The following is a 16,788-nucleotide window of genomic DNA, read 5'->3' as shown; positions in this document are numbered from 1 at the left end:
GTGTCTCCTTATGCCCGTGCCCGTGCACCATGCGCGGATACCAGTGCCGCCAGCAATGCTTCCAGGCATTGCTCGACACGCTCATCATCCAGCGTGCTTGCGCTGTCCTGCAGCCAGAAACGAATGGCCAGACTCTTTTCCGACGCATCGTTCTTGTCACGCCAGACGTCAAACAACTGAATGTCTTTGACAATTGCCGCGGATGCTACGCTGCGGCGCACTTGATTGAGCGTATCCAGCACCGCTTGATAGGATACGTCTTTATTGACCCAAACTGCCAGATCACGCTGCACCACGGGCTGCTTGGAGATCTCCTGGGCATGCACCACGTCATCACGCGAAATCGCCTCGACATCCACCTCAAAAACCACCGGGGCCTGGTTCAGACCAAACTCACCCAACCACTGGGGATGGACTTCACCAATCCAGCCTATGGTTTTACCCTCCAGCTTCACACTGGCGCTACGACCAGGATGCAAGGCCGGATGAACTTCAGGTTCAAACCGTACGTGAGCAGCCCGTTGACCCAGCAAGGTCTCCAGGTCCCGTTTGACATCAAAGAAATCCACAGGGCGGTCGGCTTGGCCCCATTGCTCACTCACGACAGAACCCCAGGCCGCCGCCGCAATGCGGTTCGGCTGATGGATGCCGGCCACTGTCAATGCGCCATTTTCTTGCGAAGCATCCCGCAGGAAAACACGACCAAATTCAAAAACCCGCACACGAGACTGCCGGCGGTTGGCATTGTGTTCGATATTGGCCAACAAACCAGGGATCAAACTGGTGCGCATGACAGCCAACTGACTGGCAATCGGATTGAGCAAGCGAATCGGGTCAGCCTGCCCGTTGATCCCTTTTTCCCAGGACTCTTGCACAAAGGAAAAATTGATGACTTCCTGGTAGTCCTGCCCCGCCATGACAGCACGCAAGGCATGCGGACCGCGCAGGGCTTCCTCAGGAACGCGCATGTGGGCTGCGGCGACTGGAGGAAGATCAGGGATATTTTCAAAGCCATAAATACGAGCGACTTCCTCGATCAGATCCTCTTCGATCGTCAAGTCGAAACGGTAGCTGGGCGGCGTGACGGTAAACACACCGTCGGCGACCGAAAAGCTCAGGCCCAGGCGGGTAAAGATGCTCTCGACCTGATCCTGCTCCAAAGCGATGCCCAGCACACGACGACAGCGCTCCAGACGCATGGCGACAGGCTTGCGCTCCGGCAGGGCCACAATCTGGTCATCCAGGGGGCCAGCCTGACCACCACAAATTTCCAGTATCAAGGCGGTGGTGCGCTCCAGATGCTGGGTAATGGAATCAAAGTCCACGCCCCGCTCAAAACGATGGCTGGCGTCCGATGAAAATTTATAGCGACGGGCACGGCCCATGATGGCTTCCGGCCACCAGAAAGCCCCTTCCAGATACACATCTGTCGTGTCCAGCGTGACGGCACTTTGTTCGCCGCCCATGATACCGGCCATGCTTTGCACTACATCGTTAACCGCGATCACGCCAACATCGGTATCCAGCTCGACGTTCAAACCGCTCAGCAGCCCCAGTTGTTCGCCTTTACGTGCCCAACGCACTTCCAGGCCAGACTGTACGTGCTGCAAATCGAACACGTGCGTAGGACGGCCCAGCTCCAGCATGACGTAATTGGAGATGTCCACCAAAGCAGAGATCGAACGCTGGCCACTACGCTCCAGACGGGTTTTCATCCAGTCCGGGGTTTTCGCACGCGCATTGACGCCACGAATCACACGACCGGCAAAACGGCCACACAGATCAGCGTCTTTCACGGTAACGGAAACGCGATCTTCAATCGTGACAGGAACAGGAGTGAAGTCGGGCAGTGTCAATGGTTCGCCCGTCAGAGCGGCCACTTCACGCGCCACGCCCAGTACGGACAGGCAGTCCGCACGGTTAGGCGTCAATTTCAATTCGATAATCTGGTCGTCCAGATCCAGCAGCTCACGCAGGCTTTGCCCCACGGGTGCGTCCGTATCCAGTACCAGCAAACCATCGTGATCTTGCGACAGACCCAGCTCGCGACCCGAGCACAACATGCCGGCGGATTCCACACCACGCATTTTGACCGGGCCAATTTTCATGCCACCAGGCAGCGTTGCGCCAACACGAGCGACCGGGATCTTGATGCCTTGAGCCGCATTGGGGGCACCGCACACAATCTGCAGCAGCTTGCCCGAGCCGTCATCGACCTGGCACACGCGCAGGCGGTCAGCGTCGGGATGAGGGGCAATCTCGGCAATAAAGCCAACGACAACATTCTCGAACGCTGGCGCGGCGGCTTGAATTTCTTCAACCTCCAGGCCAGCCATCGTCAGTTGATGACCCAGTTCTTCAGTTCCCAGTTTGGGATTCACAAAGCGGCGCAGCCACGATTCGGAAAATAACATGATGCAAAGATGGAGACGTAAAACGGCGTATACCGGAACCGACCGGGCCTGTCAGGCCCAGCGGCGCGAAACAGGAATCAACGATTGAATTGCTTCAGAAAGCGCAGATCGCCTTCAAAGAACTGGCGTAAATCGTTAACACCATAGCGCAACATAGTCAGGCGCTCCAGCCCGGAACCAAAAGCGAAACCAATGTAACGCTCTGGGTCCAAACCGAAATTGCGCACCACTTGCGGGTGAACCTGCCCGGAGCCCGAGATTTCCAGCCAACGGCCCTTATTGGGACCGGAGGAGAACATCATGTCAATCTCGGCGGATGGCTCGGTAAAGGGGAAAAAAGAAGGTCGAAAACGCACGACCAGATCGTCGCTTTCAAAAAAAGCGCGCAGAAAATTCGTGTAGACGCCTTTCAGATCCGCAAAGGAAATATCCTCGGCAATCCACAAGCCTTCGACCTGATGGAACATGGGCGAGTGAGTGGCATCACTGTCAACGCGATAAGTGCGCCCAGGGGCAATAACCTTGATCGGGGCCTGGTTCATACGCGCGTATCGCACCTGCATGGGGCTGGTGTGTGTGCGCAGCAAATAAGGCAGACCCTGCTCGTCGTTCATATCGATATAGAACGTATCCTGCATTGAGCGGGCCGGGTGATTCTCTGGATTGTTCAGAGCGGTAAAATTGGTCCAGTCATTTTCGATTTCAGGGCCGTCCGCCACATCAAAACCGATAGAGCGGAAAATGGCCTCGACTCGCTGCCAGGTCTGGATGACCGGATGGATGCCGCCGGTGCCCCGTCCACGGCCAGGCAGAGTCACATCAATCTGTTCTTGAGCCAGACGTTGGTTCAATTGTTCTGCCGCCAAGGCAGCACGACGATCATTGAGCAAATCCTCAATTTCGCGCTTGAGCACATTAATGCTGGCGCCTGCTGCTTTTTTCTGCTCCGGCTCCATCTGGGCAAGGCCTTTCATCAAGGCGGTGATGGCACCTTGTTTGCCCAAAAAGCGGGCTTTGGCGTTTTCCAGCGAGGCGGCGTCCTGAGACTGCTCAAACAAGGCCCGAGCCTGGGCGATCAGATCGTCGTGGGAGGAAGTCATGGCGTGTTACTTTCCAAAAACAAACGGAGCCCCAAAGGCCCCGTTTGTGAACTATACAGTCAGATACCGCTTAAGCAGCCAGAGCGTTCTTAGCCTGTGCAACAATAGCAGCAAAACCTGCCTTGTCTTTAACAGCCAAGTCAGCCAGAACCTTACGGTCCAAAGCGATGGAGGCTTTGTTCAGGCCGGCGATAAACTGGCTGTAGCTCATGTCCAGTTCGCGGCAAGCTGCGTTGATACGGGTAATCCACAGCGAGCGGAATACACGTTTCTTGTTACGGCGGTCACGGTAGGCATACTGACCTGCCTTCATGACAGCCTGTTTGGCTATACGGAATACATTACCGCGACGACCGCGAAAACCTTTGGCCTGGGCAATGACTTTCTTGTGGCGTGCGCGTGCGTTAACACCGCGTTTTACTCGTGACATGTTCGATTCTCCCTAATCAAGCGAAAGGCATCATTGCTTTTACGGAAGCGACGTCGGCTTTATGAACCTCGACGGCACCGCGCAACTGACGTTTGTTCTTGGTCGTCTTCTTGGTCAGAATGTGACGCTTGAACGCTTGGCCCCGCTTGATGGAACCGCTACCACGAACCACAAAGCGCTTGGAAGCGCTTTTTTTGGTTTTCATTTTAGGCATGAAATTACTCGACTAATTTGTGTCTGCGGGTGGCCGCCAAAGAAACTGGCACGCACTTGTATGACCCAAAACAGGCACTTATTTTTTTCTTTGCCCGCTGCAAGAACAAATCCAAACAGGGGAAAAGCTCTTGATTATAGGATGATTCCTGGAAAATTGTCCAGACAGACCCCGGTTTTTTATAGCCAGGTCGTTGCTGACAGGCCCTCAATAAAACCAGTCCCTGCCACACCCACTGTCTACCCAGCAACACCGTATCACGGCCCGACACGGTGCTCATGTGTCTGTAGAGCTGGCCTGTAAACAAACAGGGTTATTCGTTCTCCCCCTATCCGCCCAGTGCGAACGTCAGCGAACCGCCCCCTTCGGGAATTTTCCACATCGTCCTTGAAGCGGCGGCACCCGTCCATGTTCAACCGCCATCACGGTCTTCTTGTAGCCCAGCAGGCTTAAGGTAAATCCGGGCGGAACTGTAGCGCCTCCGCAATATGGGAGCGGGTCAGCTGGTCCACGCCCGCCAGATCCGCAATCGTACGCGCCACTCGCAGCACCCTGCCCTGCACTCTTTCCGACCAATGCCAGCGCTTGCGCGCGCTGCTCAGCAAAGCCATGGCATCTGCAGACAGGCCGACATGCGCTTTCAAGCCCGACACCGGCAAGCGGGCATTGCGCACCGCCTGACGCCTCACTTGCCTTTCGATCGCCTCCTGCACGCGTAACCTGACCTGAGCGGATGGCGTCGCTTCATGATCGCTCTGCGCCCCGGACTCGCTCAAGGTGACCAAGAGATCAATCCTGTCCAACATGGGGCCGGACAAACGTTGCCGATATTGTTCTCGTTGAGCGGGCGAGCAACGGCATGCCCGATGCCGACTGGCCGCCCAGCCACATGGACAAGGGTTCATCGCGGCCACTAATTGAAATTGGGCCGGAAAGACCGCCTGCTTCTGTGCACGGGAGATATGTACGCAGCCTTGCTCCAGGGGCTCGCGCAGCGCCTCCAGTGAACGTCGGCTGAACTCGGGCAGCTCATCTAGAAACAGCACGCCCTGGTGCGCCAGAGAAACCTCCCCCGGCCGGGGGCGGCTGCCCCCGCCAATCAGGGCTGGCGTAGACACACTGTGATGCGGGGCACGAAACGGAGGGCGTCGGCTGTAAAAATCCCGCTCCTGAACAAAAGAGTACAAGGCCGCCACTTCGAGTTGGGCATAGCGATCCAGATCGGGCAACAGGCCGGGCAGACGTTGAGCCAACATGGTTTTTCCTACACCCGGCGAGCCGTTCAACAAAAGGCTGTGACCACCGGCCGCTGCTACTTCCAAAGCACGACAGGCCAAAGGCTGTCCACGTACATCAGACAGGCAAAGCGACGGATCGTAAGTGTGCTCCTCTGGCCAGGGCTGAGCCAAAGCTGGCTCAAGCTCTTTATCACCCCGCAGATAAGCGGCTGCCTCGGCCAGGCTCGCCACACCTCGAACCTGCAGTTCCGGCACATGGGCCGCCACCTCCGCGCTGTGTCTTGGCAAAAGCAAACAAGGCGCTGGATGCCGCCGCGCCATTCCCAACGCAATCGTCAGCGCGCCTTGAACAGGAACCACTGCGCCCGTCAAGGACAGCTCACCGGCCATGACATAGCGCTCCAAACCCGTAATCGCCTGCTCACGCTGTCCATCATCACAGCGGCTAAGCTGGCCGCTGGCCAGCAAAATTGCCAACGCCACCGGTAGATCAAAGCGCCCCGAATCTTTGGGCAGATCGGCCGGAGCCAGATTGATTGTCAGTCGGGCAGCGGGAAAATCAAAACCGCTGGCTTGCAAAGCGGCACGTATTCGCTCCCGACTTTCCCGGATACCAGCATCCGGCAAACCAACAATATGAAAAGCGGGCAAGCCCGGAGCGACATGCGCCTCAACCCGCACATCGATTACATCCAGGCCCGACAAGGCACAACTGTTCAACACGGCCAAGGACATAGACCTTTCCCCTATCCTGAGGCAAACAGATAGCTTGCCCAGCCAAGGAAGAAAGTGCCAGATGGCGGCTCTGACTTGATCACTGCGTACTTGTACGCAACGCTGCCCCTACTGCACCCGCACCCCCATGGAACTGACTAGCCCGACCGCCTGTTCCACCGACAGACACGCACCTTGAAAAGAGTGGTTCAAGTCATAAAAGCTAATACTGCCCAACTCCACACTGCGCAAATCTGCCCCCTTAAAGCAGGTCCCACGCAGGCTGGCCCCGCGCAAACTGCCGCCCTCAAAGACGGCATCCTGGAAATCGCAGCCACCGAGGTCCGCATCGGAGAAATCCAGTTGCACCAGATTTTGCTTGCGGCAACTAATCGCGCGCAACGTAGCACCCACTAGCTTGCACTCACGCAGCCTCAGGTCCAAACCACGGGTTTCGTTGAAAACCGCAGCGCTCAACTTGGAGTCCTCGATTTGCAAGGAGGCAATCCGAGTGCCTAGCCACTTGCTCACGTGCAGATCACAAGCCCTAAAACGGGCCGAACTAAGGTCCGCCAAGCTGAAATCTGACTGACTCAGCTTGCAACGCTGCCAGACCGTGTCTTGCAAATGGGCTCGTGTAAAGCAGGTTCTCAAAAAACTGCAACCCGAAAACAGCAAACCTTCCAGCTCCAGCCCCGACAGGTCCTCATCATCAAAAATACAGTTCTCAAAACTCAAAGACGCATGGGCGCCGGCCACCAGATCGGCCAACTCATCTCTTGTGATCTGGACGTTACTGACGAGCATGCTGCCTTCCCCTCAAAAAAAAACAGAGCCCGCCTGACGGCACGGGCCCCTTGACTATCTGCATCATGCAATCTGACCTTGATCAGAGCAAAACTTAACGGCTGCCAGGCAAACCCAATCGGGACAGACGCCAGGCAATGATCAAACCCAAAATTGCAAAGCTGACTGTCGCGACCCACGCCCACTGCCACCCGCCCAACATATGCACGACTGAAGCCACGACAGGCGGCCCTACAAATTGACCCAGTGAAGAGCATTGCTGCACCCAGCCCACCGACGTGGACGTCGTCTCCGGGGAAGGCGCGGCCGTGACGGCCAGAAAAAACAAAGTCGCGGGAATCAAGCCGCCCACAATCGAGAACACCAGGATGGCGACAAACTGAACCACCAAATTTTGTGTCAGTCCAAACGCAAGGACCGCACACGCAATCATGCCCAGGTAGCCTGCTTGCAGCAATCTATGAGGCGGGATACCCGCATGCAAACAGCGCCCTGCCCCCAGATTGCCGATAACATTCCCCGCAGCAATCGAGGCCGTCAGCAAACCGGCGGTACCGACTGCTATCTCTGCCTGGTTATAAATAGTGGGCATAAAACCCACGACTGCCGCCCATTGCGCCGCGTACACGCCAAAGGCCAAAGCCAGCAACCAAACCTGGCCCGAGCTTAAGGTCGTGCGCAACAGACTGGACCAGCGAAGCGCCACAGTGTGCTGCACTGCACGCTTGGCTTGAGTCTGAGAATCGGGGGGCACAAGAAGAAAGGTCAAAACCATAAAGATGGCTGTCAGTATGCCTAGAACCACCCACAAGGTGCGCCAGGAGCCCACTGCCAGCCAGGCAGCGCCCGCCCACAGCATCAAGACCGCGCCGGCAGGCATATAACACCCCCACCAACCCATGACTCGGCTCAAGCGTGCCGCAACCGTAATACGTTTAATCAGGGCCGGGATGGGCAACACCACCATCAGAAAGCCACAGCCTTCGATCATGCGACCGAGCAATACCGGCGTGCTATGGTCGGACAGAGAGCCCAGCAGCGAAGCCAGAGACAAAATACCCAGCCCCGTCACAATGCAGCGGCGCAGACCAATCTTCTCGGAAATCAGACCAATGCACAGCCCGAGCAACATGCCGGCCATTTGCACACTGGCCAGCAAGAAGCCGGACTGCACCAAGTCCATCCCCAATTCCCGCTGCATAAAAGGCAAAGCCGGGGGTACCTTCCACACATGCAATGCGGCGCACACCCCGGTCACGACCAGAAAAACAGCAGTAAAAAAGGGGCTGGCCAATGGTGTGCCCCCAGGCCTGACGGTAGGATTCAAATGCCGTAATCAGCCTTGGCTGTCCGCTTGCTCAGGGACCTCGCCCTTGTCCTGGACTACCGGTGCCTGACGTCCTTCAAGGGCTTGCAAGCGGGTTTCCAAAGCGGCCACACGAGCCAGAGCGCGTTCGAGCATCAACTTGTAGGTATCGAACTCTTCACGAGTCACCAGGTCCATGCGATTGAAAGCCTGTCCCATAAAGGCTTTAACATTGCGCTCAATATCGGCAGCCGGGCTTTTGGCGATCAGCTCCGAGACATTTTTTTGCAGATCTTCCAGCCACTCGCTACGATTAATCATGGTCCTCTCCTGAAATTAGTGACACTAACAGCAGTATAGAAAAAGCGGGTACCGAAGGCACCCGCTTTTTGCATCTGGCCGCAAAAGCGACCGATTAATTCAAACCTTAAGGCTTGGACTGTTCAGAAGGCACAGTAGAAGGCGAGGAATCTACGCCATTGCCCAGCTTGCTCTGAATAGCGCTGTCCGCTTTGGCAGCACCTTCTTTAATGGCATCGCCTGTACGGCTGGCAGCGTCGGCCATGGCATCTTTAGCCTCAACGGCTTTCTCAGCAACTGCATCACCCGCTGCCTTGGCGTCTTCCTTCAGGTTATGGAGATTTTCCTTGGCGTTTTCTTCCTGCTTCTCTGCGTCTTTTTTGACGTCTTCAGCAACTTTATCCGCATCCTTCTTCAGCTCTTCCGTTCTCTGCTCCAAGGTCTTGTCAGCCTCTGGTGCAGGTGGAGTGGTGGCAGGCGCTGTCGATTGTGGAGCAGCAACAGGAGCAGGTGGTGCACTCGTAGCGGCTTTATCGTCCTCTTTGGAACACGCAGCCAGCAGAGTCATCGAAGCAGCAGCGGCCATGACAGCAAAATGAGCACGAGTCAGTTTCATAAGATTTCCTTCCTACTATTCCAAGGTCGCTAGATAGAATGGGCCGAGATCTGTTGCGACTGCCAGCTCGGCCTTGGGTCTGTTACAACTCCCCTAAGAGCCATTCTATCGGTGCTGGGCACACAGACCAATCTATTAGTGTAAATCCTGATTTCAATGAATCTGACGATATCGTGCAAGCGGGATGACAAACCCTTTAACAACAAGCACCTAGCGACTAGCTCGGCTTTGATGCGCTGTTACAAATAGAATCCCTCATAGGATCACAGCCGGGGTTTGTTACATATTTACCAAATTAAATAGACCTATTTTCAACTACTTAGGCAGCTAAGGTGGCCAAATCGATGCGCTCGGCGCGGTTCAAGGCACTGGCCACTTTCACACGCAATGCGTTGGAATGCGATAGACGCACTTCCTTTTTGACATCCAGCAATTGCTGCGGATGCATGGAGAATTCTTTCAGACCCAGCCCGAGCAGCATCCGGGTCACGGAAGCATCGCCGGCCATCTCGCCGCAGATAGCCACTGGCTTGCCGGCGCGGTCAGCGGCGTTGATCGTATGCGCAATCAAACGCAAAACAGCGGGGTGCATGGGGTCGTACAAATTGGCCACTTCAGCATCGCCCCGATCGACGGCCAACACATACTGAATCAGGTCGTTGGTACCGATCGACAGGAAATCGAGCTCCTGCACGAAAGGTTCGATGGCAATGGCAATGGCGGGCACTTCCACCATGGCCCCCAGCAAATAATTACGTGCAAACGGCGTGCCGGATTTCTCCAGTTCGCGGGCAGCCGCTTCAATGGCCTGCCGGCTGGCGTACACCTCGTTCATGGACGAGATCATGGGAATCAGGATACGAATCTGCCCATGCTGGCTGGCACGTAACAAGGCCCGCAACTGCGTGGCAAACATTTCTGGTCGATCCAGGCAGTAGCGAATGGCGCGCAAGCCCAAGGCAGGATTGGTCGCCACCGTCGCGTCCCCATCCAAGGTCTTGTCGGCGCCAATATCCAGTGTGCGGATCGTGACAACTTTGCCCTGCATGGCTTTGACCACGCGGGAATACGCCTCATACTGCTCCTGCTCAGAAGGCAAATCCGTGCGCCCCATGAACAAAAACTCACTACGGAACAAACCAATGCCATCGGCGCCCGCTTTCAAGGCAAGCTCGGCCTCCTCGGGAAGTTCGATATTGGCTTCGAGCCGTACATTAATACCATCCAGAGTCATCGCAGGGGCGTCCAGCAGCGCCTGGAGCTCGGCACGTTCACGGAGATAGGCTTCCTGCCGCTCCCGGTATTCGCTCAGAACCTGCTCGGAGGGATTCACTATGACGGCGCCTGAAAAGCCGTCCACAATCAGATAGTCCCCATCGCGGATCAAACTACGAAAACTGCCCAGACCCACAACGGCCGGAACGCCCAGACTACGAGCCACAATGGCTGTGTGAGAGGTCGGCCCGCCAAGATCAGTCAGGAAGGCGGCAAAATGGCCTCCCCGCAAACGCAACATATCCGCAGGCGAAATATCACGCGCCACGACAATCAGCGGCTCTTCGTGAGCGGCGGCAAAGCCGGGCAGCATGGCGGGTTTGCCAGCCAGGACACGCAGCACCCGTTCAATCACCTGACGCACATCGGCACCACGCTCACGCAGATATTCATCTTCCATCTGCGAAAACTGTTCGACCAGCATCTGGCCCTGCGAGGTCAAGGCCCATTCGGCGTTGTAGTGACGCTCGGCAATGATGGCACAGGTTTGCTGCGTCAACATGGGGTCGTCCAGCAAGAGGCTGTGCACCGTCAAAATAGGCGCCAGCTCGCGCGGCGCATCCACCGGCAACTGGTCCACCATGGTGCGCAGTTCATCACGCGTACCGGCCATGGCGCTCAGCAAACGCTGACATTCGGAATCCACGTCCTCGGCGGCAATCCGGTAATGAGGAACTTCCAAGGCAGCTGCGCTCATCACCACCGCCTTGGCAATGGCGTACCCCTTGCCGACTGCTTGACCTTGAGCGGTAAACATCGCGGACAAATCAGACGCGGGGGTTCGAGCAGCAGCACTATTCATGACCGGTGTGGTTCCTTATTCGTTTTCACCAAACTTGGCGTCAAACAACGCCTGGATATCATTCAGGGCCTGATCGGCGTCATCGCCCTGGGCATCAACCACCACCGTGACGCCCATTCCGGCGGCCAGCATCATGACACCCATAATACTTTTTGCATTCACACGCTGAGAGCCACGTGCGATAAAAATCTCACTGCTGTAACGGCCGGCCAATTGCGTAAGCTTGGCCGCTGCCCGTGCATGAAGACCTAATTTATTACTGATCGTGATGGATACGCTGGGCATAGAGGCAACTGGAAAAATGAAAGTGAAAATTCAAAATCAGCAATGGCAGTCGGCGTGAACAATGCCACGCAATGCGCCTGCCATGACATCCTGAGCGAATTGCTCCGGATTGTCGCGTCGCTCGGTCAAAGCTTTCAATACCATGCACATATTGGTGCCGGTCAATAAATAGGCGCCCTGTCCCTGATCCTGTAAAGCCTGCTGGACCCGGCGCGCCACATTAAACGGAGTGGCGCCATACAGATCACACAGAATCAAGGTCGCCACGGCATCTGGCGCCTGCGTGTGTAATTGCCCCAGCAAGCGCTCTACCGCCGTGTCCGTGCATTCGTCCGCCTGAATATCAAAGACAAACAGATCGGGCTTCTCGCCCAGAACGTGCTCGGCGCAACTGGCAAACGCACTGGCCAGGGGCTCATGCATAATCAAGGCTAGGCGGATCACGCGCGTCCCGTCGCTTTCTCGACAGCCTGGACAAAGCGCTGTGCCACATCAAAGCCTGTCTGCTCGGTAATTTCGACAAAACAGGTTGGGCTGGTCACATTGATTTCCGTGACGTAGTCACCAATCACATCCAGGCCGATCAGCAGCAAACCACGGGCCGCCAGCACCGGTCCCAAGGTGCGGGCAATGTGCCAGTCATGCTCGGACAAGGGCTGAGCAACCCCGCGACCACCGGCCGCCAGATTGCCACGCGTTTCGCCAGCCAGAGGGATACGGGCCAGGGCGTAAGGCACAGGCTCGCCGTCAATAATGAGGATGCGCTTATCCCCCTTGACGATCTCCGGAATGTAGCGCTGCGCCATAATGGTTTGCGTACCATTGGCAGTCAGCGTTTCCAGGATGGCACCCAGGTTGGGTTCGGGATCCTGCAAACGGAAAATACCCATGCCGCCCATACCGTCCAGCGGTTTGACGATCACATCTTGATGCTCTTGGTGAAAGGCGCGCAAGCGACCCATATCACGGGTGACCAGGGTAGGCGGTGTGAACTGTGGAAATTCGGTAATGGCGAGTTTTTCAGGGTGATTGCGAATAGCTGCCCCTGAATTGAAGACCTTGGCCCCTTGCTCCTGCGCAAAACTGAGCAGGTGCGTGGAATAGGCGTACTCCATATCGAAAGGCGGGTCCTTGCGCATGATCACTGCGTCAAAGGCATTGAGCTCCTGCTCGATGGCCTGTTCGGGATGACTCCACCACGCAGGTGCACGCAAATCGGCATCCGCAGCAATGCTGACAGCCTGGCTGCGCGTACGAACCCGGCTTTGGGCGATATACAGATCAGACTGCAAGGTCACGCTGACGCGATGACCACGCGCCAGGAATGCACGCATCATGGCAACGGAGGAATCCTTGTAAGCCGACAGGCTGGGCAAGGGATCAATGATGAATAGAACGTGCATGTCACACCTAGAGAAAAACGCCTTTGCAAACCAGCTGCAAAGGCGATTGTGCCCGACTCGCTACTTGGGAGCGAATCGGGCAACGCATAATGCTCCTGGGCAGGCCCAGGCAGTATCGCGCAAAACGATCAGGACGCTTTCTTGCGAGGCGCCAGAACCATGACCATTTGACGGCCTTCCAGCTTGGGCATCGCTTCAACCTGACAGATTTCGCTGACTTCGTCGCGAATCCGCTCCAGCACGCGCATCCCCAATTCCTGGTGAGCCATCTCACGACCACGGAAACGCAAAGTCACCTTAACCTTGTCGCCATCGTCAATAAAACGTTTCACGTTGCGCAGCTTGACCTGGTAGTCGCCTTCATCCGTTCCGGGACGGAATTTGACTTCCTTGATCTGAATGATTTTTTGCTTGGCCTTGGCTTCCTGTTGGCGTTTTTGCTCCTGATAGCGGAACTTGCCGTAATCCATCAAGCGGCACACCGGTGGCACAGCCGCAGGGGCGATTTCCACCAGATCCACATCGTGCTGTTCTGCCATAGCCAAGGCGTCAGGTACCTTGACGATACCTAGCTGCTCACCCTCGACTCCAATGAGTCGCACCTCTGGAATACGAATTTCACCATTGATGCGATGTTTTTTCTCGGTTGCGATGTCGAAAACTCCTAAAAATGTCGATAAAAACGATAGCGTTCCTGTTTTACTGACGGCTATCGATCTCTTGTTTCAATCGTGCTGAAAAATCGGCTACCGGCATGACGCCCAAGTCCACGCCACCGCGTGCACGTACGGCAACGGCACCGTTCTCACGCTCTTTTTCACCCACGACCAGAATATAGGGCACTTTTTGCATACTGTGCTCACGGATTTTACGAGTGATTTTTTCACCGCGCAAATCAGAGGAGGCACGAAATCCCATTTTCTTCAGATTTTGGGCGACGGACTGGGCATAATCAGCCGAACTTTCTGAAATGCAGCATACCACCACGTGCTCTGGCGCCAGCCAGGCAGGCAAGGCGCCGGCATGGTTTTCAATCAACATGCCAATAAAGCGCTCAAACGACCCCAAAATAGCACGGTGCAACATAACAGGCACGCGTCGCTGGTCCTGAGCATCCACATACTCGGCCCCGAGACGGGCGGGCATGGAGAAGTCCACCTGAATGGTACCGCACTGCCAGTGACGGCCAATCGCGTCTTTCAGGGTGTACTCGATCTTCGGACCGTAAAACGCCCCCTCGCCTTCCGAAATCTCGAACTCGCAACCGGTACGACGCAAGCTCTCGATCAGGGCTTGCTCAGCCTTGTCCCAGACGGCATCATCACCAATGCGCTTTTCAGGGCGAGTAGCGACCTTGTACAAAATCTCGGTAAAGCCAAAGTCCGCATACACCGCTTGCAACTGGGCTGTAAACGCCGCGCATTCGTCCTGCAACTGGTCTTCCGTACAGAAAATGTGGCCGTCGTCTTGTGTAAATCCGCGCACCCGCATCATGCCGTGCAAGGCGCCCGACGGTTCATTACGGTGGCACTGACCGAACTCGCCATAACGAATAGGCAGCTCACGGTAGGAATGCAGACCTGAATTGAAAATCTGCACGTGGCCGGGGCAGTTCATGGGCTTTAGGCCATAAACGCGATTCTCCGACTCGGTCGTGAACATATTTTCAGCATAGTTATCCCAGTGACCTGTTTTCTTCCACAGCGACAGATCCAGAATCTGCGGCGCTTTCACTTCCTGATAACCATTGTCCTGATACACGCGACGAATGTATTGCTCGACCTGTTGCCAGATGACCCAGCCTTTGGGGTGCCAGAAAATCAGACCGGGGGCTTCTTCCTGGAAGTGGAACAGGTCCAGTTCGCGCCCCAGCTTGCGGTGGTCGCGGCGCTCGGCCTCCTCCAGCATGGTCAGATAGGCTTGCTGGTCTTCCTTGCTCGCCCAGGCCGTACCGTAAATGCGCTGCAGCATTTCATTGTTGCTGTCACCGCGCCAGTAAGCCCCTGCGACTTTCATCAGCTTGAAGACTTTCAGCTTGCCCGTCGATGGGACGTGCGGCCCACGGCACAAGTCGATGAACTCGCCCTCGCGATACAGACTGATGGGCTCGTTGGACGGGATGGAGGCAATGATTTCTGCCTTGTAGTCCTCACCAATGCTTTTGAAGAACTCGACCGCATCGTCACGCAGCCACTCCTCACGGGTGACCACTTCGTCCTTCTTGGCCAGTTCAGCCATTTTCTTTTCAATGGCTTCCAGGTCCTCGGGCGTGAAAGCACGCTTGTAGGAAAAGTCGTAGTAAAAGCCATTGTCGATCACCGGGCCAATGGTGACCTGCGCGTCTGGAAACAAGCTCTTGACCGCGTAAGCCAACAAGTGAGCGGTGGAGTGACGAATCACCTCCAGGCCGTCTGCGTCCTTGGCGGTAATGATGGCCAGATTGCTGTCCTGGTCAATCACATACGAGGTATCCACCAGCCGCGACTCGGTGCCTGGCGTGCTGACACGACCCGCCAGGGCCGCGCGGCCCAGGCCAGTACCAATCGAGTTCGCCACTTCGCTGACGGAAACCGGGCCCTCAAACTCTCGCTGGGAGCCATCGGGCAGTGTGATTCGGACCATAACACTTCCTGAAATAAAAAACGCGGCCTTGAAAAAGCCGCGCTTTTGAATTGAACGTTCTTGAAAAGCAAACGAAACGCTACGCGGCCACGGCTAGACTTGCCGACGGGTAGTTCGCGTTGAGTTCATAAGATTCTGCTTCCCAAATAACACATTTGATTGGATAAGTTTATCACCTTCCCCGCCGTCGCGATGCGGTATCGCTACAAAAACCACATTCGGAAAAGAATTCAATCCATACGGGGATACCAGCTACGGTAAAACGCCCACTCCTCCGACTCCGACCCATCTTTCATCAAACAGGTTCCATAAGCGCCACTCTCGCTTTCATGAACAATGGTTTGCCCACCCATGCGCTGACAAAAAGAGGATGCCAGATTCGTCTGGGCAACAGGCTTGGCCACGGTTTGGGGAGAGTTGGCACATGCCGACAGCATCAAAGACCCTGCACAGGCAGAAACTAAGCGGAAAAACATGATTTCCTTCTCCTTGATCTGAAGGTTGCCGATGTCTGAGATGTCCTCCGAGATGGGGACTGTCCAGGCAATCGCTACGACGCGCGGGATCGAAAATCGGAGTGCGCCAGTCGCGAAACAGATCGTGGAAATAGCTTACTACACTTGTCCAGCACGAAAAGCGGGCACAGCCAAGCGTGCAGCAAAAGCAACACCTTCAGTCAAAAAAGGCGCTGAAATCATGCCTGAAAAGAGACAGGTTATGACAAGACGCAACAGCGTCAGGCCTGGCTTACGTACGATGCAGCCAGAAAGACAGGAGAATGAAACCTAAAATACCGCAGCCGGCCAGCATTAATACCACAGGTACATAATCGATCAGATTCGAGGCATTAATCATGGCGTACATCCCAAAGTCCAACTTACAACAAGCTTAGGACTATGGTAGCGGGCTAGGCTCCGAACATGAAGTCAACGATTGTCAAGTTCCGGCACAGGAACGACACAACGACTTGTATTAAGCAACATCAACTTACTTCTGCGGCATAAACGGCGTATACCTGCTTAAAGGACGCCAACAGGCTTTCAAACCAGAGGGATATCAGGGCCCCCATCCAGTCAGCAGAGAGTAGACAGCATAGGCTAGCGGCACCGCCAAAGGCGTGACCATCAACAAACCCGTATCCCGCTTCCAGCTGTTCGGGCGGGTATAACGCAGAGTCACACCCAACAATAGCGTTACCAGCAGATACAGGCTAACAATAATGACGATGGCTGCCATATCCCCTCCCCGCGATCAAATGAACT

17 protein-coding genes are annotated in these 16,788 nt (G+C 55.7%); all 17 read right to left on the bottom strand.

Annotation, left to right across the window (positions count from 1 at the left end; genetic code table 11):
* Positions 1-8 precede the first annotated feature (8 nt).
* On the bottom strand, positions 9-2,414 hold the full coding sequence (gene pheT, locus VF694_RS10460) for a phenylalanine--tRNA ligase subunit beta (protein ID WP_440164298.1): 2,406 nt from the start codon (positions 2,412-2,414) through the stop codon (positions 9-11).
* 77 nt (positions 2,415-2,491) lie between these two features.
* Positions 2,492-3,514, bottom strand: coding sequence for a phenylalanine--tRNA ligase subunit alpha (pheS, locus tag VF694_RS10455; RefSeq protein WP_003800363.1), 1,023 nt, complete (start codon positions 3,512-3,514; stop codon positions 2,492-2,494).
* 70 nt (positions 3,515-3,584) lie between these two features.
* On the bottom strand, positions 3,585-3,944 hold the full coding sequence (gene rplT / locus VF694_RS10450; RefSeq protein ID WP_003800365.1) for a 50S ribosomal protein L20: 360 nt from the start codon (positions 3,942-3,944) through the stop codon (positions 3,585-3,587).
* Between the two features lie 16 nt (positions 3,945-3,960).
* Positions 3,961-4,158, bottom strand: a complete 198-nt coding sequence (gene rpmI, locus VF694_RS10445; RefSeq protein WP_003800367.1) for a 50S ribosomal protein L35 — start codon at positions 4,156-4,158, stop codon at positions 3,961-3,963.
* 449 nt (positions 4,159-4,607) lie between these two features.
* Positions 4,608-6,131, bottom strand: a complete 1,524-nt coding sequence (locus tag VF694_RS10440) for a YifB family Mg chelatase-like AAA ATPase (protein ID WP_415302321.1) — start codon at positions 6,129-6,131, stop codon at positions 4,608-4,610.
* A gap of 108 nt (positions 6,132-6,239) precedes the next feature.
* A complete protein-coding gene (locus VF694_RS10435; protein ID WP_440164296.1) occupies positions 6,240-6,917 on the bottom strand; it encodes a pentapeptide repeat-containing protein in 678 nt (225 codons plus the stop codon).
* 94 nt (positions 6,918-7,011) lie between these two features.
* The gene (locus VF694_RS10430) at positions 7,012-8,166 is read right to left on the bottom strand and encodes an MFS transporter (protein ID WP_440164331.1); all 1,155 of its coding nucleotides are present in this window, start codon (positions 8,164-8,166) and stop codon (positions 7,012-7,014) included.
* A gap of 87 nt (positions 8,167-8,253) precedes the next feature.
* Positions 8,254-8,544, bottom strand: a complete 291-nt coding sequence (locus tag VF694_RS10425; RefSeq protein WP_003800374.1) for an accessory factor UbiK family protein — start codon at positions 8,542-8,544, stop codon at positions 8,254-8,256.
* Positions 8,545-8,650: 106 nt separating this feature from the next.
* On the bottom strand, positions 8,651-9,139 hold the full coding sequence (locus tag VF694_RS10420; protein WP_003800375.1) for a hypothetical protein: 489 nt from the start codon (positions 9,137-9,139) through the stop codon (positions 8,651-8,653).
* A 319-nt stretch (positions 9,140-9,458) separates the two neighbouring features.
* Entirely contained in the window at positions 9,459-11,171 is a 1,713-nt protein-coding gene (gene ptsP, locus VF694_RS10415) for a phosphoenolpyruvate--protein phosphotransferase (RefSeq protein ID WP_193353485.1), read from the bottom strand.
* A 60-nt stretch (positions 11,172-11,231) separates the two neighbouring features.
* On the bottom strand, positions 11,232-11,501 hold the full coding sequence (locus VF694_RS10410; RefSeq protein ID WP_003800381.1) for an HPr family phosphocarrier protein: 270 nt from the start codon (positions 11,499-11,501) through the stop codon (positions 11,232-11,234).
* 36 nt (positions 11,502-11,537) lie between these two features.
* Entirely contained in the window at positions 11,538-11,945 is a 408-nt protein-coding gene (locus VF694_RS10405; RefSeq protein ID WP_003800383.1) for a PTS sugar transporter subunit IIA, read from the bottom strand.
* Positions 11,942-12,904, bottom strand: coding sequence for a glutathione synthase (gene gshB, locus VF694_RS10400; protein WP_059317679.1), 963 nt, complete (start codon positions 12,902-12,904; stop codon positions 11,942-11,944). Before gshB ends, VF694_RS10405 begins: the two co-directional genes overlap by 4 nt.
* A 128-nt stretch (positions 12,905-13,032) precedes the next feature.
* A complete protein-coding gene (infC, locus tag VF694_RS10395) occupies positions 13,033-13,557 on the bottom strand; it encodes a translation initiation factor IF-3 (RefSeq protein WP_080584954.1) in 525 nt (174 codons plus the stop codon).
* A 46-nt stretch (positions 13,558-13,603) separates the two neighbouring features.
* The gene (gene thrS, locus VF694_RS10390; protein WP_059317680.1) at positions 13,604-15,526 is read right to left on the bottom strand and encodes a threonine--tRNA ligase; all 1,923 of its coding nucleotides are present in this window, start codon (positions 15,524-15,526) and stop codon (positions 13,604-13,606) included.
* 230 nt (positions 15,527-15,756) lie between these two features.
* Positions 15,757-16,002 carry a putative hemolysin gene (locus tag VF694_RS10385; RefSeq protein WP_003800390.1) on the bottom strand — a complete coding sequence of 82 codons (246 nt, stop codon included), beginning with the start codon at positions 16,000-16,002 and terminating at the stop codon, positions 15,757-15,759.
* Between the two features lie 580 nt (positions 16,003-16,582).
* Positions 16,583-16,762, bottom strand: coding sequence for a hypothetical protein (locus VF694_RS10380; RefSeq protein ID WP_039943019.1), 180 nt, complete (start codon positions 16,760-16,762; stop codon positions 16,583-16,585).
* Positions 16,763-16,788: the final 26 nt, after the last annotated feature.

Source organism: Alcaligenes sp. Lyrl_28, from assembly GCF_051948705.1.
In the GTDB taxonomy this organism is placed as follows: Bacteria; Pseudomonadota; Gammaproteobacteria; order Burkholderiales; family Burkholderiaceae_B; genus Alcaligenes; species Alcaligenes ammonioxydans.
Note: the sequence above shows the minus strand (reverse complement) of the source record. Positions and strands in the feature narration are given on the sequence as shown.